This window comes from Marinovum sp. 2_MG-2023 (assembly GCF_030548265.1).
Lineage (GTDB): Bacteria > Pseudomonadota > Alphaproteobacteria > Rhodobacterales > Rhodobacteraceae > Marinovum.
On sequence record NZ_JAUOSD010000006.1, the window covers coordinates 1 to 22,959 of the forward strand.

11 protein-coding genes are annotated in these 22,959 nt (G+C 61.2%); 10 read left to right on the plus strand and 1 reads right to left on the minus strand.

The annotated features are described in order from the left end of the window. Positions 1 to 177 precede the first annotated feature (177 nt). The 5 genes from urtC (at position 178) to Q4577_RS08780 (ending at position 7,069) form a co-directional block, all read left to right on the plus strand. Positions 178 to 1,356, plus strand: a complete 1,179-nt coding sequence (gene urtC / locus Q4577_RS08760) for an urea ABC transporter permease subunit UrtC (RefSeq protein ID WP_244690970.1) — start codon at positions 178 to 180, stop codon at positions 1,354 to 1,356. Further along, positions 1,353 to 2,093, plus strand: a complete 741-nt coding sequence (gene urtD, locus Q4577_RS08765) for an urea ABC transporter ATP-binding protein UrtD (RefSeq protein WP_244690969.1) — start codon at positions 1,353 to 1,355, stop codon at positions 2,091 to 2,093. Before urtC ends, urtD begins: the two co-directional genes overlap by 4 nt. 1 nt (position 2,094) lies before the next feature. Next, on the plus strand, positions 2,095 to 2,790 hold the full coding sequence (gene urtE / locus Q4577_RS08770; protein ID WP_244690968.1) for an urea ABC transporter ATP-binding subunit UrtE: 696 nt from the start codon (positions 2,095 to 2,097) through the stop codon (positions 2,788 to 2,790). 42 nt (positions 2,791 to 2,832) lie between these two features. Beyond that, a complete protein-coding gene (gene kynU, locus Q4577_RS08775) occupies positions 2,833 to 4,026 on the plus strand; it encodes a kynureninase (protein ID WP_303468167.1) in 1,194 nt (397 codons plus the stop codon). A gap of 97 nt (positions 4,027 to 4,123) precedes the next feature. Continuing rightward, positions 4,124 to 7,069: a calcium-binding protein gene (locus Q4577_RS08780; protein WP_303468168.1), complete on the plus strand. Its 2,946-nt coding sequence runs from the start codon at positions 4,124 to 4,126 to the stop codon at positions 7,067 to 7,069. 46 nt (positions 7,070 to 7,115) lie between these two features. Here Q4577_RS08780 and epsE read toward each other — a convergent pair whose 3' ends face one another. Next, complete coding sequence (gene epsE, locus Q4577_RS08785) at positions 7,116 to 8,321, minus strand: exopolysaccharide biosynthesis GT4 family glycosyltransferase EpsE (protein WP_303468169.1); 1,206 nt, start codon at positions 8,319 to 8,321, stop codon at positions 7,116 to 7,118. Between the two features lie 83 nt (positions 8,322 to 8,404). Here epsE and Q4577_RS08790 point away from each other — a divergent pair, with 83 nt between their 5' ends. The 5 genes from Q4577_RS08790 to Q4577_RS08810 all read left to right on the plus strand — a co-directional run bounded on the left by Q4577_RS08790 (position 8,405) and on the right by Q4577_RS08810 (position 22,767). Beyond that, on the plus strand, positions 8,405 to 9,256 hold the full coding sequence (locus tag Q4577_RS08790) for a glycosyltransferase (RefSeq protein WP_303468170.1): 852 nt from the start codon (positions 8,405 to 8,407) through the stop codon (positions 9,254 to 9,256). Then, positions 9,253 to 10,620 carry an oligosaccharide flippase family protein gene (locus Q4577_RS08795; RefSeq protein ID WP_303468171.1) on the plus strand — a complete coding sequence of 456 codons (1,368 nt, stop codon included), beginning with the start codon at positions 9,253 to 9,255 and terminating at the stop codon, positions 10,618 to 10,620. The genes Q4577_RS08790 and Q4577_RS08795 overlap by 4 nt, the downstream gene beginning before the upstream one ends. Positions 10,621 to 10,734: 114 nt before the next feature. After that, positions 10,735 to 17,169 carry a type I polyketide synthase gene (locus Q4577_RS08800; protein ID WP_303468172.1) on the plus strand — a complete coding sequence of 2,145 codons (6,435 nt, stop codon included), beginning with the start codon at positions 10,735 to 10,737 and terminating at the stop codon, positions 17,167 to 17,169. Beyond that, positions 17,166 to 18,182 (plus strand): glycosyltransferase family 2 protein, encoded by a 1,017-nt coding sequence (locus Q4577_RS08805; RefSeq protein WP_303468174.1) that lies wholly within the window; start codon positions 17,166 to 17,168, stop codon positions 18,180 to 18,182. Before Q4577_RS08800 ends, Q4577_RS08805 begins: the two co-directional genes overlap by 4 nt. Beyond that, the gene (locus Q4577_RS08810; protein WP_303468176.1) at positions 18,169 to 22,767 is read left to right on the plus strand and encodes a MupA/Atu3671 family FMN-dependent luciferase-like monooxygenase; all 4,599 of its coding nucleotides are present in this window, start codon (positions 18,169 to 18,171) and stop codon (positions 22,765 to 22,767) included. The genes Q4577_RS08805 and Q4577_RS08810 overlap by 14 nt, the downstream gene beginning before the upstream one ends. Positions 22,768 to 22,959: the final 192 nt, after the last annotated feature.

Consider the following 22,959-nt stretch of genomic DNA (forward strand, 5'->3'; position numbering starts at 1 on the left):
CCGCCCCCCCACCCCGGGGGGCCCCCCCTTTTTTAAAAAAAAAACCCCAATTCTTTTTTTTTAAAAAAAATCGGCGGGGGGGGGGGGGGGGGGCCCCCCCCCCCGGCGGCGCGCAACGCGCGCCACCCCCCAGCGACGCGCACCAGCGCGGCGCAACCAAATCAAGGGCCACCAGCAATGAACCGCTCTCTCGTCTTCCGCAATCCGTCGATCCTGATCTTCCTCGCGGCGCTTGGGCTTTTCACCCTGTCGGTCACCGCCCTCTCCGAGGCCACAGGCATTGGCTTCATCTCGACCTCTTTCGTGAAAACTCTGGGCAAAACCCTCTGCCTCTGTCTCATCGCCATCGCGATGGATGTGGTCTGGGGCTATTGCGGCATCCTTTCGCTGGGTCACTTCGCCTTCTTTGGCATCGGGGGGTACGCCGTCGGCATGTGGCTGATGTACGCCCGGACAGAGGCGATTGTCGTCGAAAGCCTGCAATCCGGGGCCATTCCGCCCACTTCGGGCGAGATAACAGACGCCATCGGCAGCCAGATCTTCGGCGTTGTCGGTTCTTCGGAATTCCCTACGATCTGGGCCTTTGCCCATTCGCTGCCATTGCAGCTTCTGGCCGTCATCTTGATCCCCGGCCTTCTGGCGCTGGTCTTTGGCTGGCTCGCCTTCCGCTCGCGCGTTACCGGGGTCTATCTGTCGATCCTGACCCAGGCGATGACACTCGCCCTGTCACTCTATCTGTTCCAGAACGACACCGGCCTGCGCGGCAACAACGGTCTTTCCGGGCTACAGAATATTCCGGGGTTTGAGGCGACGCCACAGGCCACGATTTCCATTGCCTTTTTCTGGGCCTCGGCACTGGCGCTGGGGGCGGGCTATCTGCTGTTTGCCTATGTGGTCGACGGCAAGATGGGCAGCGTGATCCGCGCCATTCGCGACAACGAGGCACGGGTGCGTTTCCTTGGCTATCATGTCGAAAGCTACAAACTCTTTGTTTTCACCCTGACGGCCATCGTTTCGGGCATTGCCGGCGCGCTGTATTATCCGCAGGCGGGCATCATCAATCCGGCGGAAATCGCGCCGATTGCCTCGATTTATCTTGCGGTCTGGGTGGCCATCGGCGGGCGTGGGCGGCTTTACGGCGCGGTGATCGGCGCGGCCTTTGTCTCGCTTCTGTCCAGCTGGTTCACCGGCGGTGGCGCGCCCAACATCAATCTTGGGTTTTATGAAATCAAATGGACCGATTGGTGGCTGGTGCTGCTTGGTCTCAGCTTTGTCGCTGTGACCCTGTTCTTCCCCAAGGGGATCGGCGGGTTGTTTGACCTGATCGTGATGAAAAAGGCAGAGGACAAGCCATGAAAACGCTTTTGGAAATGTCCGGCGTCACGGTCAGCTTTGATGGTTTTCGCGCCATTAACAACCTCAGCTTTCAGATCGGCGAGCCGGAAATGCGCGCCATCATCGGCCCCAATGGCGCGGGCAAGACAACCTTTATGGACATCATCACCGGCAAGACCAAACCAGACGAAGGCCGGGTGTTGTTTGGCGAAAAATCCGTGTCGTTGCTGAAAATGAGCGAAAGCGAAATCGCCCGCTCTGGCGTGGGGCGCAAATTTCAGAAACCCACGGTGTTCGAGGCCCAGACCGTGCGCGAAAACCTTGCCATGGCGCTGGCCAACAAACGCGGCCCGTTCGACGTGCTGTTCTATCGCAAAAGCAAACGCGGGGCGGAACGGATCGAAGAAATCGCCGAATTGATTGGCCTGACCGAAGAGTTGAAACGCCAATCGGGTGAGCTGAGCCACGGCCAGAAACAATGGCTGGAAATCGGCATGTTGCTGGCCCAGGATCCCCGGCTGTTGCTGGTCGATGAACCGGCGGCGGGCATGACCCCAGCGGAACGCGAGAAAACCACCACCATGCTGGTCGAAGCGGCCAAGAAACATGCGGTTGTGGTGGTGGAACACGATATGGAATTTGTCCGCCGTCTGAATTGCAAGGTCACGGTGTTGAACGAAGGCTCCGTCTTGGCCGAAGGCAGCCTTGATCATGTGACACAGAACAAAGACGTCATTGACGTCTATTTGGGGCGATAACATGCTTGAAACCCGCGATTTGACGCTGAAATACGGCCATTCCCAAATTCTGCACGGCATTTCGATGCAGGCAGAAGCGGGCAAGGTCACCTGTGTGATGGGCACCAACGGGGTGGGCAAGACCAGCCTCCTGAAGGCGATCTCCGGAACCCATCCCCGCGCAGGCGGGGATCTCTTGATTGATGGCGAATCCATGGGCCGTTTGCCGGCACATGCCCTGGCACAAAAGGGCGTCGGCTATGTGCCGCAGGGGCGGGATGTCTTTCCCTTGATGACGGTGATGGAAAATCTCGAAACCGGTTATGCCTGTCTGCCGAAATCCGAACATTTTGTGCCGGATGAGATTTTCGAATTGTTCCCGGTGCTGAAACAAATGCGAAACCGTCGCGGTGGTGACCTTTCGGGCGGGCAGCAGCAGCAGCTGGCGATTGCCCGTGCGCTGATCACCAAGCCGAAACTTTTGTTGCTGGACGAACCAACCGAAGGCATTCAGCCCAATATCATCCAGCAGATCGGCGAGGTGATCAAATACCTGCGCGGCAAAGGCGGAATGGCGATCATTCTGGTCGAACAGTTCTTTGATTTCGCTTATGATCTTGGGGATCATTTTGTGGTGCTGAAACGCGGCGAAGTGGTGTTGGAACGTGATCGCGAAGACGCCGACCGCGAGACTTTGCTGAAACACGTTTCGGTCTAGAAACCGGCTTTTCATTGCCGCGCGTTGTGGCATGTTGAGCCCATGACAGATTTCACCAAGACCCGCGCCATGTTCCATCTGCCGGATGGGATGATTTACCTTGATGGCAATTCGCTCGGCCCTTTGCCGCGCGCCGCTGCGGCCCGTCTGCAACAGGCGGCAGTGGACGAATGGGGCGACATGCTCATCACCGGTTGGAACCGGGCGGGATGGATGGGTATGCCGACCCGCCTTGGCGATCGGATCGGGGCGCTGATCGGTGCCGCGCCGGGCAATACGGTGCTGGGCGACACCCTGTCGATCAAGGTCTATCAGGCGCTGGCCGCCGCGTTGGAAATGCGCCCGGATCGCCGGGTGGTTCTGTCCGACAGCGGCAATTTTCCCACCGATCTCTATATGGCGCAGGGGCTTTTGGGCAGCCTGAACCGTGGCCATGAATTGCGGGTCGTCGCGCCCGAGGCTGTTGAGGCGGCGATTGGCGAAGACATTGCCGTGCTGATGCTGACCCATGTCGATTATGCCACCGGGCGGATGCATGACATGGCGCGGTTGACCAAACGGGCGCAGGACGCCGGTGCAGTGGTGATCTGGGATCTGGCACATTCCGCCGGGGCGGTGCCGGTGGATTTCGCCGGCTCGCACGCGGAATTTGCCGTTGGCTGCACCTATAAATACCTCAACGGCGGGCCGGGCGCGCCCGCATTCATAAGCTTGCGCCCCGACACCACCGCACAGGTGCGCCCGGCGCTGGCGGGGTGGCTTGGCCATGACGCGCCATTTGCCTTTGAGCCGGATTATCGCCCCGGCTCGGGCGTGGCGCGGATGCGGGTTGGTACGCCGCCGGTCCTGCAAATGGCGGCTTTGGATGCGGCGCTGGATGTCTGGGATGATGTGAAGATGGCCGATATCCGCGCGCAATCTGTGGCGCTTTGTGACCGGTTTATTTCGGGGGTCGAGGCCAGCTGTCCTGATTTGACGCTGGCCAGCCCACGGGATGCCGATCAGCGTGGCTCGCAGGTATCGTTCCGGTTCGACGCTGGCTATGCCGCGATGCAGGCGTTGATTGCGCGTGGGGTGATTGGCGATTTCCGTGCGTCGAACATCATGCGCTTTGGCTTTACCCCGCTGTACATCGGGGTCGATGACGTTGACCGTGCGGTTGAAATCCTGGCCGAGATCATGACAACCGGGGCCTGGGATCAGCCGGAATATCATCAGCGCAATGCCGTGACGTGATCCGGGGCGCGGGGACGCGATATTGTGAAGTGATTTGCCAAAATGTCGTCATAAGCTTCACGGATATGTCGGTGCGGAACAATACAAGGTGAGGCTCATGTTCAATTCTCTTAGCCGGGTGATTTGCTTTGTCTTGGCAGCCACATTGCCCGGGCTTGCCCCGGCGCAAGAGGTCGACAAGCTGCGGGTTTATGTCTGGGGCAATTCGCTGATCGACCATCCGACCGAATCTGATGGCACGGCGGTGCCTTATTGGCTGAACCTTCTGGCGGCGGCGGATGAGCGTGATCTCGCCCTGAGCGGTGAGTATACCTTTGGCATTGAATTTCCTGACAAAATCCCGCCAAGCCCGACATGGACCTTTCCCGGCGTCACCCCGTCCTATACGGCGGAACAGGGGTCTTTTGCCGCTGCGGATATTGATACCGTGTTGATAAACCCGGAAAATTTCATCCAGTATCAGGCCCCGGATGCCGTCTATGAAGGGGATATTCCCGACCAACGCTCTGCGATCAGCGGTACGGTGGAGCTGGCGAAATGGGCGATGCAGGATGGGGCGCGTCCGACCGTGTTTCTTTATGAAGGCTGGGCCGAAATGAAACGGTTCCCGCCATTGTGGTGGCAATATCGGCGGTATCAGGCGTTCACCACCGGCGATTATCACGATTGGTATCTGGATTATCACGCCGGGGTTGCGGCGGCGGTGCCAGAGCTGGATGTGCGTCTGATCCCGGTTGGGTCGATCCTGACCGGGTTGTTGACCGAAGGCCCCTTGCAGGATCTCACGCCGGTGGATCTTTATACCGACGATGCGCCGCACGGCACGCCGACCACCTATCTGATCGCGGCGCTGATCACCTATTCCGCGCTGTATAATGCCCCGCCGCCCGCCGATTTTTCCCGGTTCGAGGATGCGCATCCGCTGCTGGTTGCGAATTATGCCGCCACCGCCGAATTCATCTGGCACCATCTGGCAGATTTCACCGCCCCCCGGCAGCGGGCAGAAAACACCGAGGTTGAGCGGGGCAGTCACACACCGCTCAAACAGGCAGAGGCCCCTGTGCCGATCCCGGCCGCCAATACCTCCGGGCTGGAAAATCCTTCGCTTGGGATGGGGTTGAACGGGATTGCGGATTGGTCAACCCAACAGCCGTTTGTCGATGTGATGAAAACCGCGCGCCGATGGGTGGGCCACACCCAGAGCACATGGGGCGCATGGAGCTATGAGGATCTGTTGGCGGATGGGGTGTTCGATGATCAGGGCTGGGTCACCCGTCTGCCGGATGGGGTTGACCGGATCGAGACCTTTGTTCTGACGGAATTGCCACAAGAGGTGCAATCGCTCCGGGGCAGCTACCGGATGACATGGAAGGGCAGCGGGACTTTGGATGTTGTCGGGCTGGCAAAGGTGCAGGCGCGCAACGATCACGAAATCTGGTTCAACTTCCGGCCCGACGATGACACGGTTGCGGTTCAGATCCGCGAAACCGACCCCGAAGGCACCGGGGATTACATCCGCGACATCGCGATTGTGCATGAAAATCACATTCCGCTGCATGAGGTCGGCATGGTGTTCAATCCCGATTTTGTGGCCCGGATTGCCGATCTGCGCAGTCTGCGGTTCATGGATTGGATGTTCACCAATGGCTCTGACAAGGTGACATGGCAGGATCGCGCAAGGGTCAGTGATTACAGCTATGCCCAACGCGGCGTGCCGGTGGAACATCTGCTGACCTTGGCCAATCTGGTTGGGGCGGATCCCTGGATTCCGATGCCACATATGGCCGATGACGATTTCATCCGCCGCTACGCCGAAACGGTCCGCGACGGGCTTGATCCGCGATTGAAGGTCTATGTGGAATATTCAAACGAGCTCTGGAACCGGATTTTTCCGCAAGCGATCTGGGCCGGTCAACAGGCCGAGGCACGTTGGGGGGATGCGGCGGGCGACAACGGCTGGATGCAATTTGCCGGGATGCGCGCGGCAGAGGTTGCCGATCTATGGACTGATGTGTTTGGCGATGACGCCCCGGCGCGGCTGGTCAATGTGATCGCTGTCCAGACCGGCTGGCCCGGGTTGGAGGAACCGTTGTTGCAAGCGCCGTTGTGGCAGGCTGAGGGCCATGAAGCGCCGGTCACCCGGTTTCAGGCCTATGCGGTGTCGGGCTATTTCGGCCATTCCATTGGCAGCGAAGACGGGGGCGGTCAGCTTCGGTCGTTGTTGGATGAAGCGGCGGAAACCGCCCGCGCGGCCGGCGCGGCGCAGGGATTGCAGCGGGTGGCGCTGCGGGAATATGTGCGGGAACATCGGTTCCAGGGCACAATTGCCCCGACGATTGCCCGGCTGCGCGAAGGATCTTTGGCCGAGCTGACCGAAGAGCTTTGGCCCTATCACGCCGGGGTTGCCGCCAAACATGGTCTGGCGCTGGTGATGTATGAGGGCGGGACACATATTCAGGGCCAGGGGCCATGGCTGGAAGATGCGGATATGACCGCCTATTTCCATCAGCTGAATTACACGCCGGACATGGCCGAGATCTATACCGATCTGTTGCGCGCCTGGCGGGCCGTCGGCGGAACGATGTTCAATGCGTTTGTCGATGTCGGCGCGCCGTCGAAATACGGCAGTTGGGGGCATTTGCGGCATCTTGACGACAGCAACCCGCGTTGGGATGCGTTGATGGCCTTTGACCGCGACACGCCGGCATGGTGGGAGGTTCGCACAGCAGAGACCTTCAGAAACGGTGTGATGTCCCGCGGCACTGATGGTGCGGACAGGATCGAAGGCAGCAGCGAAGAAGATGTCTTGATCGGGTTGGGCGGTGATGATGTGTTGATCGCACATGGGCGCGGCGATTTTCTGCATGGCGGGGCAGGCAATGATGTCGCCGTTCTGCCGGGGGCCTATGGCGATTACGGGTTTGATATGGCGGGGGATGTTCTGCGGATTTGGCGCGGCGCACAGGTAAGCCATCTGCGCGACATTGAAACCGTGCGCTTTGCGGATATCGAAATTGGTGCCGACCTGTTGCAGGCGCAGTAGAGGTTGCAGGCAGGGGGACGGGCGGGGGACGCGAACGGTGTCGCGTTCAGCCCTGCGACCGCCGCATTTCTTCGACAATCACCTCTGCGCCAAGGCTGGCACGATAGTCGCGTTCGATCCGCGCGCGTCCGGTTTCGCTGAGGCGGCTGGCCAATGCCGGATCTTGATGGATGCGTAGAATCGCTGCGGACAGCGCCTCTGGCGACTTTGGCGCCACCAACAGACCCTCGACCCCGTCGTCGATCAATTCCGGCACCCCGCCGGCATTGGTGCCAATGGTCGGCACGCCACAGGCGATCGCCTCCATATAGGCGACGCCCAGTGGTTCATGCCAGCTGGCGAGGGCAAAGATGTCTGCCTCCAGCAGTTTCGCCTTGACCGCGGCGGCGTCAATCGCGCCCAACAGGGTGACATGTTCTGTCAGCCCATGTTGCTTGATCAATTGTTCCAGCACCAGACGGAAGCCGCTGCCACCGTCGTCATCCTGTCCGGCGATTTCCAACGTCACATCATGATCGTCTGCGCGCAATTGGCGCACCGCCTCGATCAGATCCTGATGGCCTTTGACCACATTCAACCGCCCGCAGGAAAAGACCCGGATCGGCCCGCCCGGTTCGGATGGAACATAGGGGGTATCCCGCCGGAGGTAATCCGTATCCACCCCCATCGGGCGCAGAATCAGACGCGGCAGATCGTCCGGCAGATCGGCCTGCATTTCGGCTATCAATTTGCGGGTGATCACGGTGGCGAATTTGGCATTGCGCCACTTATAGCGCTGGGCGCTGCCATAATCGGACAACGGCCCGTGCAAGGTCAGGGAATAGCTTGGCCCGCCAAGATCCTGCGCCAGCGCCGCAATCAGCGCCGCGCGCGCGCAGGAATGGACATGCACATGGGAAATTCCCTGCTCCGCACAGTGATCGCAAAGCGCCTGTGCCGCCGCCGCACAGATTGCAGCATCCTTGACCACCGAGAGGCCATCGCGGCGGATTTCCCGCCAGAGCGCAGACCACGGCAGCCGGGGCAGAACCGACAGGGCAGAGGTCAGAGACACCTCGCCCAGATAGGTTGTGCGGGCCATCGCCGCCGTCGACCATTCATGCGAGATCAGCCCAGCGGGCGGCTTGCGGGTGGAAAACAGCACCGGCGTGATGCCGTTTTTTTCCATCGCCGCAATTTCACGCCAAAAGAAAATATGTGTCTGTCCCGGAAACTGCGGGACGAGATACCCGATTTTTTCCCCTTGTGACATGCAGCCCATCCATCGTTTTCCCTTGCCGCATCATGGTTTGGCCACAGTTGCATGTATAGTCCACAGAGAAGAACAAAATTGTTATGAGTTTTATCGTGTCGTTGAACCAAAACTTTATTTTGGCGGTGGTAATCCCTGCCCACAACGAAGAGCGTTGGATTGGTGCCTGTCTTGATGCGATAATTGGGTCGAAAGGTCCGGATCATGCGCAGGTGATTGTGGTCGCAAATGGCTGTACGGATCGGACCGGTGATGTGGCACGCGGGTATGCGGCGGATTTTGCCGCGCGGGGCTGGCATCTGGATGTGGTTGAGCTGGCCGAGGGCAGCAAGATCGCGGCGTTGAATGCCGGGGATGCAATTGCGCGCGCGCCGGTGCGTGCCTACCTGGATGCTGATGTGGTTGTGGATGGTGATGTGTTGGGGCAATTGGCGCAATTTTTGCAGCAGGACAGCGCGGCCTATGCCAGTGGCACGCTGGAAATTCCTGATCCGGACAGCGCCCTGTCACGCGCCTATGCCCGGATTTACCGCCGGGTGCCGTTTATCCGTCAGGGTGTTCCGGGGTGCGGGTTGTTCGCGGTGAATGCCGCCGGGCGTGCGCGCTGGGGCGATTGGCCCGCGATCATTTCCGATGACACATTTGCCCGTTTGCAGTTTGCCGGCGCAGAACGTCATGCGGTGCCCGGGCGGTATCGCTGGCCCCTGGTCGAAGGTTGGCCCGCGCTGGTGCGGGTGCGTAGACGTCAGAATATCGGTGTCGACGAGATCCGGGAAAAGTTTCCCGCGCTGGTCGCCAATGATGATTCGGTGACGCCCGGTCTGGGCGGCAAGATGGGGCTGGCGCTGCGCGATCCGTTTGGCTTTGCGGTTTACGCCGGGGTGGCGCTGGCGACGAAATTCGGCGGCGACGCAGGATGGAGCCGCGGCAGATGAGGGCAATTGCGCGGAAATTGAGCGGCGGGTCCCTGACGGCGCGTGCTTTGCGGTCCGGTCTTTTCACCGTCGGTGGCTTTGGCATGACCCAGCTGGTGCGCCTGGGCTCGAACCTCATTCTGACCCGCATCCTCTTCCCCGAGGCTTTTGGCCTGATGGCGCTGACCATGGTGTTTCTGCAAGGGTTGCAGATGTTTTCCGATGTCGGTGTCTCGCCCGCAATTCAACAAAGCAAACGGGGCGACGACGCAGATTTCCTTGATACCGCCTGGACCATTCAGGTCGTTCGGGGGTTTGGGCTTTGGCTGGCGGCCTGTGCGATGGCCTGGCCGCTGGCGCAGGTCTATGACGAGCCGCAGCTTGTGATGCTCTTGCCATTGATGAGCCTGACGCTGATCATTCAGGGGTTCAATCCGACCAAAATGGAAACCGCGAACCGCCACCTGATTCTGGGGCGGGTGACGCTTCTGGAAATCGCGACCCAGCTGGTGGGCGTGTTTTTCGCAATTTTGCTGGCCTATTGGCTGCAATCGGTTTTTGCCTTGGTGGTGTCGGGCATCGTGTCGATGGCGGCCCAGCTTTGGCTGAACATGAAATTCCTGCCCGGACGGGGCAACCAGTTTCGTTGGGAAAAACCTGCGGTGCAGGAGCTGATAAATTTCGGCAAGTGGATTTTCCTGTCCACCCTTGTCGGGTTCCTGTTCCATCAGGGCGACAAGATCATTTTGGGCCGCTATCTGCCGATTGATCAGTTTGGCGTCTATAACATCGGTTTCTTTCTGGCGTCCTTCCCGATGTTGTTGGGCATGGTGGTCACCCGCAAGGTGCTGATCCCGATTTACCGCGAAACACCGCCCGGTGCCGCGGCCGAAAACTTTGCCAAGCTGCGGCGGATGCGGGTCATGGTGACCTCTGGCTTGATGGTGCTTCAGGCGATTTTTGCCGCGTCGGGGGTGTGGTTGGTCGGGGTGATGTATGATGATCGCTATGCCATGGCGGGGCCGGTTGCGGTGGTGATTGCGATTGCGCAATTGCCGCTGATCGTCGCGCTGACCTATGATCAGACGGCGGTCGCCGCCGGGGACAGCCGCAGATTCTTTGGCCTGCAATCGGCGCGGGCCGCCTTTATGATCATTGGCTTGTTGGCCGGTGTGCATTTTGGCGGGCTGTTTGGTGCGATTGCTGGTCAGGGCGTGGCGATGATTGCGGTCTATCCGGTGGTTGTTCGCCTTGCCCGCAAGATGAAGGCCTGGGATCCGATGCATGATCTGGTGTTTGCCGTGGTCGGCGGTTTGATTGCGCTTTTGGCCTGGATGATCAATGGCGCGGCGATCATGACACTCTTTCCGGGGGCGGCGACATGATGTGGGTTCGGGCCCTGCCAGACGGGCGAATGCGGCGCTTGCGCCGGGAACTTGCCCTTAAATTACCTCAATTTGAAACTACCTCCGTTTACCGGGGGCATACGGGATTGTCGGATGTCAATTGAACATGACCTCGCTCATTTCAGCGAGACTGATATTGCGATTGTTGGAATGGCGGCCCGTTTGCCCGGTGCGGCCAATATTGCCGCGTTTTGGGATAACCTGCGCAACGGTCGATCCTCAATTCGCCGGCTCAGTGACGAGGATCTGCGCGACGCAGGCGAAAGCCCCGGTCTGATCCATCACCGCAACTATGTGCCTTTTGCTGCGCCGCTGGATCATTTTGCCGATTTCGATGCCGAATTCTTTGGCCTGTCGCCCAAGGATGCCGCGATCATGGACCCCCAGCATCGCCAGTTTCTGGAATGCGCCTGGGAGGCGATGGAAACTGCCGGCCATATGCCCGACACAGCCCCCGGCCCGGTGGGTGTTTTTGCCGGCAGCGGCATGGGCAGCTATTTTTACTTCAACGTCTGTTCCAACCCCGATCTGGTGGATGGCACCGGCATGTTCCTGTTGCGCCATACTGGCAATGACAAGGATTTCATGGCCACGCGTCTCAGCCACATCCTTGACCTCAAAGGGCCGTCGCTGAACCTGCAAACCGCCTGTTCCACCTCGCTTGTCGCGACGCATTACGCCGCGCAATCGCTGATCAACGGCGAATGTGACATGGCGCTGGCGGGGGGCGTGACCATCGAATTGCCGCAGGGGCGGGGATATCTTTTCAAGGAAAACGAGATCCTGTCGCCGGACGGCGCATGCCACGCCTTTGACCACCGGGCCGAGGGCACGGTGTTTGGCTCTGGCGTTGGTGTGGTGGTGCTGCGGCGGCTGGCGGATGCCATTGCCGACGGCGATCACATCTGGGCGGTGATCAAGGGCAGCGCGGTCAACAATGACGGCGCGGCCAAGGCCGGCTATCTCGCGCCCTCGGTCGCGGGTCAGGCCGCTGCCATTGCCGAGGCACAGGCGATGGCGGGCATAAGCGCCGAGACCGTCGATTATATCGAATGCCACGGCACCGGCACCTATCTTGGTGACCCGATCGAGGTCGCGGCCCTGACCGAAGCCTTTGCCGAAACCACCGACGAAACCGGATTCTGCCGCATCGGATCGGTGAAAACCAACATCGGCCACCTGGACACTGCTGCCGGGGTTGCCAGCCTGATCAAGGCGTCTCTGGCGCTGACACATGCGGAAATGCCGCCCAGTTTGGGGTACGAAAAACCAAATCCGGCGATTGATTTCGAAAACTCGCCGTTTTCGGTGAATGACCAGCTGACCCCATGGGGTCGCCGCAACGGTCCGCGTCGCGCCGGGGTGAATTCGCTGGGGGTTGGCGGCACCAACGCCCATGTGGTGCTGGAAGAGGCCCCGGAACGCGCGGCCTCGGAAGACAGCGATTGGCCGTTTCAGATCCTGACCGTGACCGGGCGCAGCAAAGCAGCGGTCGAGGCAAATGCCCGCGCGCTGGCGGTCCATCTGCGCGCACATCCCGAACAAAAGCTCGCAGATGTGGCCTATACGCTGGAAACCGGTCGGCGCAAGTTCGAACACCGCCGTATTCTGGTCGCTGAAAGCCATGAACAGGCGGCGGAACAATTGGAAACGCTCGATCCGCGTCGGGTGTTTGCCCATACCGCGTTGGACGCGGCGCCCGATGTGGTCTTCATGTTCCCCGGCGGTGGCGCGCAATATGCCGGTATGGCGCGGGATCTCTACGAGACAGAGCCGGTCTTTGCCGACTGGATTGATCGTGGCCTCGATATTCTGCAACCGAAGCTGGATTACGACATCCGCGCGCTTTGGTTGCCGCGCGAAGAGGACCGGCAACGGGCCGATGAGCGGTTGAAGCAACCCTCGGTCCAGTTGCCGTTGATCATGATCGTTGAATATGCGCTGGCGCAGCTTTGCCTGTCCTGGGATGTGACGCCAAAGGCGCTGGTCGGCCATTCGATGGGCGAAAACACCGCCGCCTGTCTGGCGGGCGTGATGTCGTTCGAAGACTGCATTGGTCTGGTGCATTTGCGCGGGCAATTGTTTGATACCGTGCCCGCCGGTGGCATGCTGTCGGTCTCACTCTCGGCAGAGGCGCTGCGGCCATACCTTGGCGACGGGCTGGACCTTGCCAGCGTGAACGCACCGGATCTGTCGGTGGCGTCAGGTTCCGACAAGGGCCTGGAAGATTTGCAAAAACGGCTTCAGGCGGACGGGATTGATTGCCAGCGCGTGGCCATCGACATTGCGGCGCATTCCGCCATGCTTGATCCGATCCTGGATGATTTCCGCGCCTATCTGCGCAGCATCGACCTGCATCCGCCGCGCATTCCGATCATTTCCAACCGCAGCGGCGCGCCGCTCAGCGATGCGGATGCCACCGACCCGGATTACTGGGTCGGGCATCTGCGCAATACCGTGTTTTTTGCCGATTGCATCGCCACATTGGCCAAAACCCCGAACCGGGTATTTCTTGAGGTCGGTCCGGGCAAGGCGCTGTCGTCGCTGGCGCGCCTACATCCCGACCTGCCGGGAAATCAGGTGCTGGGCACCCTGCGTCACCCCGAAGATGACATTGCCGATGACAGCTATTTCATGGCCGCGCTTGGCCGGCTTTCGGCGCTGGGCGTTGCCATCGACTGGCCGCAGATCTGGGGCGAGGCACGGCGCAATCGGGTGATCCTGCCGACCTATGCCTTTCAGCACCAGACGTATTTCATCGAACCGGGCAAGGTTCAGGACAGCCGCGCAGAGACCTTTCTCATGCGCGATGATGACATTTCCGGATGGGCCAGCCGCATGGCCTGGGTGCCCCAGCTTGCGGCCTGCGAGGTGGATGTAGAAAGTGAGCTGTCGCTCATATCCCCGGAAACATGGCTTGTCTTTATGGATGATGCCGGACTGGCGCGTCCGGTGGTGGACCGGCTGCGGGCCGCAGATCATTCGGTGATCGAGGTCTGGCCGGGTGACACATTCGCCCGCGCGTCGGATACCAGTTATGTCCTGTCGCCAGAACGGGGGCGCGAAGGGTTTGACCTTTTGATCCGCGATCTGATGGCGCGGGGGATCGTGCCATCGCGTGTGGCGCATTTCTGGTTGGTGACCCGCGACGAAAGCCACCGGCCCGGATCATCGTTTTTTCATCGTGTGGCGGAACATGGCTTTTACACGCTTCTGTTCCTGGCGCAGGCGATGGAAGACGAAAACCTGCCGAAACCGCTGCATATCACGGCCTTTTCCAATGGCGCGGCGCGGGTGCGGAACGAGGCGCTGCCATGGCCCGAGAAATCGACACTTGCCGGTCCGCTGCGGGTGATGCCGCGCGAATTGCCGGGGGTGACCACGGCGCTGGTGGATCTGGTCCTGCCCGAAGGGCGCGGCCGGGGACGCGAGGCGCAATTGGCGGATCTGACCAATCAGGTGCTCGAAGATCTGGTTGCGCCGCCGACGAATGTTCAGGCCGCATTGCGTGGCACAAAGCGCTATGTGCGTGTGCCGCGCCCCATTCCCCTGCCAGAGGTGAAGGCCCCGGCGGTGCGCGCAGGCGGGACATATCTGATCACCGGCGGTTTTGGCGGCATTGGCCAAAGCATCGCGGCCCGCCTGATTGCAGAGGGTGCCGCCAATATCGTGTTGGTGGCCCGCAGCGCCCTGCCGGATCGGGCTGAATGGGATCGCCATCTGCGCGGCCATGGCCCACAAGACGCAATCACCCGCCGCATTCAGGCGGTTCAATCGCTGGAATCGCACGGCGCAGAGGTGATGATCGCCGCCGCAGATGTCAGCAATCTGCAACAGATGCAGGCGGTTGCGACGGATGCCCGCGCCCGGTTTGGCGACATCCATGGGGTGATACACGCTGCGGGTGTGATCGACGATGCGCCGCTGTTGACCAAGAACCAGATCGGCATTGAAAATGTGCTGACGCCCAAAATTCATGGCACCCAGGTGCTGGGCCAGGTCTTTCCCGATGGCGATCTCGACTGGTTGGTGCTGTTTTCGTCCAGTTCGACGGTCACGGCCCCGGCGGGTCAGGTCGATTACGTGGCGGCCAACGAATATCTGAACGCCTTTGCCCGCGCGCGGGATGGCGGCAAGACCCGTGTGCTGGCGTTGAACTGGGGGATCTGGGCCGAGGTTGGCATGGCCGCCGATGCGGTCGCAGAGCGGACCGGTGTCACGCCCGAAACCCCCAGCCTGCCGCTGGACATGCCGTTGCTGGACCAGGCCACATTCGCCACCAATGGCGATCGTCAGTTCGAGGCATCCTGGCAGCCCAAGGACAATTGGGTTTTGGACGAACACCGCACCCGTAGCGGTGTCGCCGTGCTGCCCGGCACCGGCTATCTGGAGCTGGCCGCCGAGGCGCTGAAGGCGCAGGGCGAGACCGGCGCCTTTGAAATTCGCGATCTCACCTTCCTGCGTGCCCTGCAAACCCCGGATGATGTTGCAACCGATGTGCGCCTGCGGCTTCACCGCAGCGATGCGGGATATGTCATGTCCTTGCGCAGCGCGGTGGATCACGCCGGGCGCACCGGCTGGCAGATGCATGCCGAGGCGGAATTGTCGCTGGCCCCGTTGGCCGCGCCGCAACAGGTGGATTTGGCGGCCATCCGCGCCCGATGCGCGGGCACAAATTACAGCGACATTCCGCTGCGTTCGGCGCAAGAGGTGCATCTCAACTTTGGTCCGCGGTGGCGGGTGCTGCACGCCAAATCCCTGGGAGAGGGCGAGGGCATTGCCGATCTGGCCCTGCCGCCAGAGGCGGCCGGGGATGGAACGGCCGGGACATTGTTGCACCCGGCGATGATGGACATTGCCACAGGCTGGGCGATGGAATTGATCGAAGGCTATGACGCCGCCGCCCTTTGGGTGCCGATGTCTTATGGGCGGGTGCGGGTGTTTGGCCCCTTGCCTGATCGGCTGGTCAGCTGGGTGCGCAACGCCGGGACCAACAGCATGTCCGATCCGGTGGCGCGTTTCGACATCACTTTGATGGACGAGGCCGGCACGGTCTGTGTTGCCATCGAAGGGTTTTCCATCAAACGCCTGGATATCGAGGGCGGTTTGACCGCCGCGCCAAAGCCGAACGCAAATGAGCTGGAATTTGACGACGCCGATACGGTGCAACCCCTGTCCGCCGCCGAGGAACGGCTGCAACACAATCTGGGTCAGGGTATTCGCCCCGAAGAAGGCGCCGAAGCCTTTTTGCGCGCCCTGGAAACGGATGTGTCCCAGCTTGTGGTGTCCTCGCTTGATCTGAACGCCCTGATTGCCCAGGCCGGTGAAACACGCGATGACACCTCGGGCGGTGCGGCATTTGAACGGCCTGAACTGGACAGCGATTTCGTCGCGCCAGAGACCGATATCGAACGCACCCTGGCCGGGTTCTGGCAGGATCTTCTGGGGGTAAGCCAGGTCGGGGTCGAAGACAGTTTCTTTGATCTTGGCGGTCATTCCCTGATCGCGGTGCGGCTGTTTTCGATGATCAAAAAGGCCTACCGCACCGAATTTCCGATTTCGGTCCTGTTCGAGGCGCCCACAATCCGCGCCTGTGCCGCATTGATCGAGGCGCGGGTCGGCCCGTCGCAAAGCAGCGCCGCGCCACAGACATCAGAAACCGCCCCCCGCCGCTATACCCATATCGTGCCCATGCATGAGGGCGAGGCGGGTCAGAAAACCCCGTTCTTCTTGGTCGCCGGCATGTTTGGCAATGTGCTGAACCTGCGTCATCTGGCGCATCTGATCGGGGCGGATCGGCCGTTTTACGGGCTTCAGGCGCGCGGGCTTTATGGCGATGACGCGCCACATGACGACATCCGCGAAGCGGCGCGCGACTACATCGTCGAACTTCGCCAGGTCCAGCCCAATGGCCCCTATCTGCTGGGTGGATTTTCCGGCGGCGGGATCACCGCCTATGAAATGGCACATCAGCTGGAGGCCGCGGGCGAAGAGGTTGCCCTCGTGGTGATGCTCGACACGCCATTGCCGGTGCGGCGCGGGTTGGAATGGCGCGACCGGCTTTTGATCCAATGGCAAGAGCTGCGCAAACAGGGCGTGATGTATCCGCTGCGCTGGGCGGCCAACCGCATCCGCTGGGAAATTGCCAAACGCCGGGCTGTGCCTGCGGATGCTTCACCTGAACACCAATTCCACAACGGGGCCATTGAAGCCGCGTTTTATCAGGCGATTGCGCGCTATCCGATGCGCGATTGGTCCGGCAACCTGCATTTGTTCCGCCCGCCGCTGCATGGCAAGTGGCAGGTGTCCGAGGGCCGTTTGGTGGACAGTGACCGGGCCTATGTTTTGCATGACAACGATTGGACCGGGCATGTGCCGGGGGTCCAGGTCGAAGAAGTGCCGGGCGATCATGATTCCATGGTACTGGAGCCTAATGTGCGGGTGCTGGCCGCCCGGATAAAAGCGGCCATCGACGCGACCGAGGTTGCCACCACGTCACAACATCACCCAAGAAAGGCCGCCGAATGAGCGATCCCCGCCTGCTGGCTGTTCTGTTGAATTTCCGCACCCCCGACATGTGCAAACGCGCCGCCGAGACGGCGGTTGCTGCGTTGGACGGATTGAACGGCGAACTGGTGATTGTCGACAATGACAGCGGCGATGGATCTTATGAGATCCTGCGGGACTATGTGCGCACACAGGACTGGCCGCATGTGCGGGTTGTGGCGTCGGGCCACAACGGTGGCTTTGGCGCGGGCAACAACGTCGGCATTCACGCCGGTCTGTCCGACGGCAGCGCGCCGGATTTTGTCTATATCCTTAATTCCGATGCCTTCCCGGAACCGGATGCAATCCGGGTCTTGCGGGATTGGCTGATTGCGCATCCGATGGCGGGCATTGCCGGTAGCCGGATTTACGGCGAGGATGGCGCGCCGCATGTCACGACCTTTCGGTTCCCGTCGGTCGCGGGCGAATTTGAACATGCCATCCGCTTTGGCCCGGTCAGCCGCGCGCTGCGCAACAGCCGCGTGCCAATGGAGATCCCCGACCATGCCATGCCGGTCAATTGGTTGGCCGGGGCGTCGATGATGATGCGGCGCGAGATGCTGGATCGCATTGGCGTCTTTGACGAGACCTTTTTCCTGTATTTCGAGGAAACCGACCTCTGCCTGCGTGCCGCGCGCGATGGTTGGGACACCTGGTATCTGCCGCAAAGCCGGGTGATGCATATCGGATCGGTGTCGACCGGCATGCGCAAATGGGACCGTATCCCGCAATATTGGCTGGATTCGCGGCTGTATTATTTCGTGAAGAACCATGGTCGCCTCTATGCCGCGCTCGCAACCCTGGCCCATGTCGGCGGCGGGGTGCTTTGGCGGTTGCGGCGGGTGATCCAGCGGAAACCCCATGCCGATCCGCCGCATTTCCTCGGTGATCTATTGAAACACGATGTGCGCGCCGCATTTGGGCGTCGCCCGACCAAAGGTGCCACACCGGCCCCCCGTTCTGACCAGCAAGGAGATTGTCATGACCCCCTTTGAGACCGTGATTGTTGGCCATGACACGCTGACCGGTGAATGTGCCCGCCAGGTTCTGGACCGGGGGCATCGCATTGCCGCTTTGGTCACCCGCAACGCCGATCTTCGCCAGTGGGCCACCGATAAAGGTATCCGGGTCGAAGCCCCGGGGCGTGATCTTGGCGCGCGGCTGAATGGGCTGGCCTGTGACTGGCTGTTGTCGATTGCCAATCTGGACATCCTGCAGGCCGATCTGTTGGCTTTGCCGAAACGTGGTGCGGTGAATTTCCACGACGGGCCCCTGCCGCGCTATGCCGGGTTGAATGCGCCGGTCTGGGCACTTTTGCAGGGCGAGGCCCGTCACGGCATCACCTGGCACAAGATCGAGGGCGGGGTAGATGAAGGTGATATTCTTGTGCAGCGCATGTTTGATGTCGCGCCAGAGGACACCGCCCTTAGCCTCAATCTGAAATGTTACGCGGCGGCGGTCGAAAGCTTTGCAGAGCTGTTGACCCAACTGGAATCCCCCGCGCCGCAGTCCCAGACTCAGGATTTGGCGGCCCGCAGTTATTTTGGCCTGAATGATCGCCCCGCTGCGATGGGCATGTTGCGTCTGGATCACCCGGCGATGGATGTGGCGCGTATGGTGCGGGCATTGGATCATGGGGGGTATCTTAACCCGCTGACCACGGCGAAACTGCGGATCGGGGATCGGCTGGTCGTTGTGTCCCGGGCCGAGGTTGCCCCCGGTTCCGGCAGTGCCGGCACTGTTTTGGCGGTGGATCCGGCAAACGTGACGGTGGCCTGTGGTGAGGGCGCGGTGCGCCTGTCCGGGTTGCGTGGACTGGATGGCGCAGACCTTGATGTGGCGGGTGATCTCGCCGTTGGCGATCAATTGCCTGTGGTTTCCGAGGCGGATGCGCAGGCGCTGACGGAACTGGGCGCGACACTGGCCCCCGCAGATCGGTATTGGCGCAAGCGGTTGGGCGATTTTGCCCCGGCGGCGCTGGTCGATACCACCGCCGAGGGCGTTGGCGTGGCGGCAATTTCCTTTGCCTGGCCTGCGGCGCTTTCACCGGATCAAAAGGCCGAGGCGGTTGCGTTTTGGGCCGCACAGAACATGGGCACGGCACAGGCCGATATTGCCCTGACCCACGCCGGTTTGGATCACGGTTCACAGGATTTCGCTTTGAACTGGGTGCCGTTTCGGGCCGGTGATGACCTGACGAAACTATTGGCGCGCGTCGGCGTTGCGGCTGATATTGGGCTGCGCGATCCCGAAATCGGTGCGGTACATGTGCCGGATGTTGCCTTGGTTTTGGCGGGCACAGAGCCGCTGGCCGGGGCCAAGGTCACGGTCACCGCCGATGGCACGTTGCACCATGACCGGGCACGTATCGGCGATGCGATGGCGCAATTGCTGGCCCAACGTCTGACCACAATCGCCGAGGCCATGGCGCAGGGGGACAGCGCGCCGCAGATGCCCGCGACAGAACGCGATCTGCTGTTGCATGGGTGGAACCAAACGAAAACCGCCTTCGACGAAGCCACGACAATTCACCGGTTCTTTGAAATCCAGACCAGCCAAACCCCCGACGCCCCGGCGCTGGTCACCGGCGGTGATGCCCTGACCTATGCCGAGCTGAATGCCCGCGCCAATCGCGCCGCGCATGTGCTGCGTGCCAAGGGAGTCGGACCGGGGTCGCTGGTTGGGCTGTGCACCCATCGCAACGCCCATCTGGTGGTGGGCGCGCTGGCGATCCTCAAGGCCGGGGGGGCATATGTGCCGATGGATCCGGCTTATCCCGCCGATCGGCTTGCGCTCTATCTCGAAGACAGCGGCGCGACAGTTGTGCTTAGCGAAAGCGCGCTGCGCGACACATTGCCGGAAAGCAACGCCGAGGTTTTGCTGCTCGACAGTGACGCGGCACTGAACGGCGCGGCGAATGACAACCCCACGGCAACGGCGATGGCGACCGACCTTGCCTATCTGATCTATACCTCCGGCTCGACCGGGCGGCCAAAGGGCGTGATGGTCGAACACCGCAATGTGTCGAATTTCTTTACCGGCATGGATGCGCGTATTGGCCGCGACACCCCCGGCAGCTGGCTGGCGGTGACATCCCTGTCGTTCGACATCTCGGTGCTGGAAATTTTCTACAGCCTTGCCCGTGGCTACAAGCTGGTGCTGGTGAACGAGGAACAGAAGCTTGAAACCTCGGTCGCGGGCGACGGCATGGAATTCAGCCTGTTTTACTGGGGCAATGACGATGGCGTCGGGCGGGACAAATACCGGTCCTTGCTGGAAGGCGCGAAATTCGCCGATGAAAACGGGTTCTGCGCGGTCTGGACGCCGGAACGGCATTTCCATGCCTTTGGCGGCCCCTATCCCAACCCATCGGTGACCGGTGCTGCGGTGGCCGGCGCGACCAAGAATATCGCCGTGCGGGCCGGCAGCTGCGTTGCGCCGCTGCATCACACCGCGCGCATTGCCGAGGAATGGGCGGTGATCGACAACCTCACCAACGGGCGCGCCGGGCTGGCCATCGCCAGTGGCTGGCAGCCGGATGATTTCGTGCTGCGCCCGGAAAACACCCCGCCCGACAACAAACCGGCAATGCTGCGCCAGATTGACGAGCTGCGCCGTCTTTGGGCCGGGGAACCGGTGGAATATGCCAAAAAGGACGGCACAATGCATGCCGTCGTGACCCAGCCGCGCCCGGTATCCAAAAAGCTGCCGATTTGGGTGACCACAGCGGGCAACCCCGCAACCTGGCAAGAGGCGGGCAAGATCGGGGCAAATGTCCTGACCCATCTGCTTGGCCAGTCGGTGGATGAGGTTGCGGGCAAGATCGAGATCTATCACGCCGCCCTGCGCGAGGCCGGTCATGACCCGGCGGATTTCAAGGTGACGCTGATGCTGCACACCTATGTTGCCGCCACCCGTGACGCGGCGCGGGACGTGGCGCGCGAACCGATGAAGGGCTATTTGCGTTCCGCCGCCGGGCTGATCAAGCAATATGCCTGGGCTTTTCCGGCGTTCAAACGTCCCGAAGGGGCGACAAATGCCTTTGATCTGTCGCTTGATGGGCTCACGGATGAGGAGATGGACGCGATCCTGGATTTCGCGTTCCAGCGTTATTTCGACGATTCCGGTCTGTTTGGCACGGTCGAGGATTGTGTCGCGCGGGTGGACAGCCTGAAAACCATTGGCGTGACCGAAGTTGCCTGTTTGATCGACTATGGCATTGCGGTGGATCAGGTGCTCGATGGGCTGCGCCCGCTGGCCGAGGTTCTGCGCCGTTGCAACATCGGGGCGGACACCGATTATTCCATCGCGGCCCAGATCGCGCGGCATGACGTGACCCATCTGCAATGCACCCCGTCGATGGCGCGGCTTTTGTTGTTGTCGCCAGACACCCGCGCGGCATTGCGCCGGGTGGATCAAATCATGCTGGGCGGAGAGCCGCTGGCAGGCGCGCTGGTTGACGAGCTGCGCTCTATGACCGACGCCAAGATTGAAAACATGTATGGGCCGACGGAAACCACGATCTGGTCGTCGACGGCACCCGCCACCGGCGGAGAGGCGATTTGCGACATCGGCACCCCCATCGCCAACACCCAGATGTATGTGCTGGACGAGGCGGGCGATCCGGCGCCGGTGGGCGTTGTCGGGGAATTGTTCATTGGCGGCGACGGGGTCACGCGGGGGTACTTCCAGCGTGACGATCTGACCGCAGAACGCTTTGTTGCCAATCCATTTGCCCCGGGGCGGATGTATAACACCGGCGATCTGGCCCGTTGGCGCGCGGATGGTCGGATTGATTTCCTTGGCCGGGCAGATACCCAGGTCAAGCTGCGCGGCTATCGCATCGAACTGGGCGAAATCGAAGCCCGGCTGGAGGCGATGGCTGGCGTCAAACAGGCGGTTGTGGTGGTGCAGGGCGGTCAGACGCTGGTGGCCTTCCTGAACGGCAGTGCCTCTGCTGACGATCTTCGGCGGGATCTGGCGGCGGATGTCCCAGATTACATGGTACCGCAACGGTTTGAAAACGTATCCGAATTTCCGTTGACGCCGAACCGCAAGGTCGACCGCAAAGCCCTGTCAGAGCGGAGCCCCGCGCCCGTCACAAAACCTGTTGCGGTGCCTGTTGCACCACAATCGACTGTGGCTGAAGCGCCGGCCGCAACGCCGAAGGGGCAGATTGACCTCGATGATATTCAGGCACGAATTGCCGATATCTGGCGTGCGACATTGGGTGTTGCTGACATTTCGCCAAGTTCGAATTTCTTTGATCTTGGCGGGCATTCGCTTTTGGCGGTGCAGGTGCATCGCGAATTGCGCAAGGAACTGGGCCTGCCCCGGTTGTCGATTGCCGATGTGTTCGGATTTCCGACGCTTGCCGGGCTGACTGCGCGCATTGGCGAAATCGGCGGCGCAGCGCCGGCGCGAAAAGTGCGCAATGTGCCGCCGCCGCCTGCAAATTCTGTTGCGGTGCCGCGCCCGGCCCAGGCCGAGACCACACCAGAAAGCGACAATCCACGCGCCTCGGCGCGACTCGATGCCATGGCCCGTCGGCGTGAAATGCGCGCCCGGCGCGGGGCATAGGCCATGATGTGGTCGGGAACAGGGTGCCGCAGTCGTGAACTGATCAGTAATTTATTGATTTTAATATGAAAAATACCCCGCGGAAACAGATTGTTTCCATAGGATTTATCGAAAAAGGTGGCGAAATTTCGGGTGCCGTCCTATGATCTCTGAGGGGCATTACGCCCGAACTGTGCCCGATGGCCGCTTGCG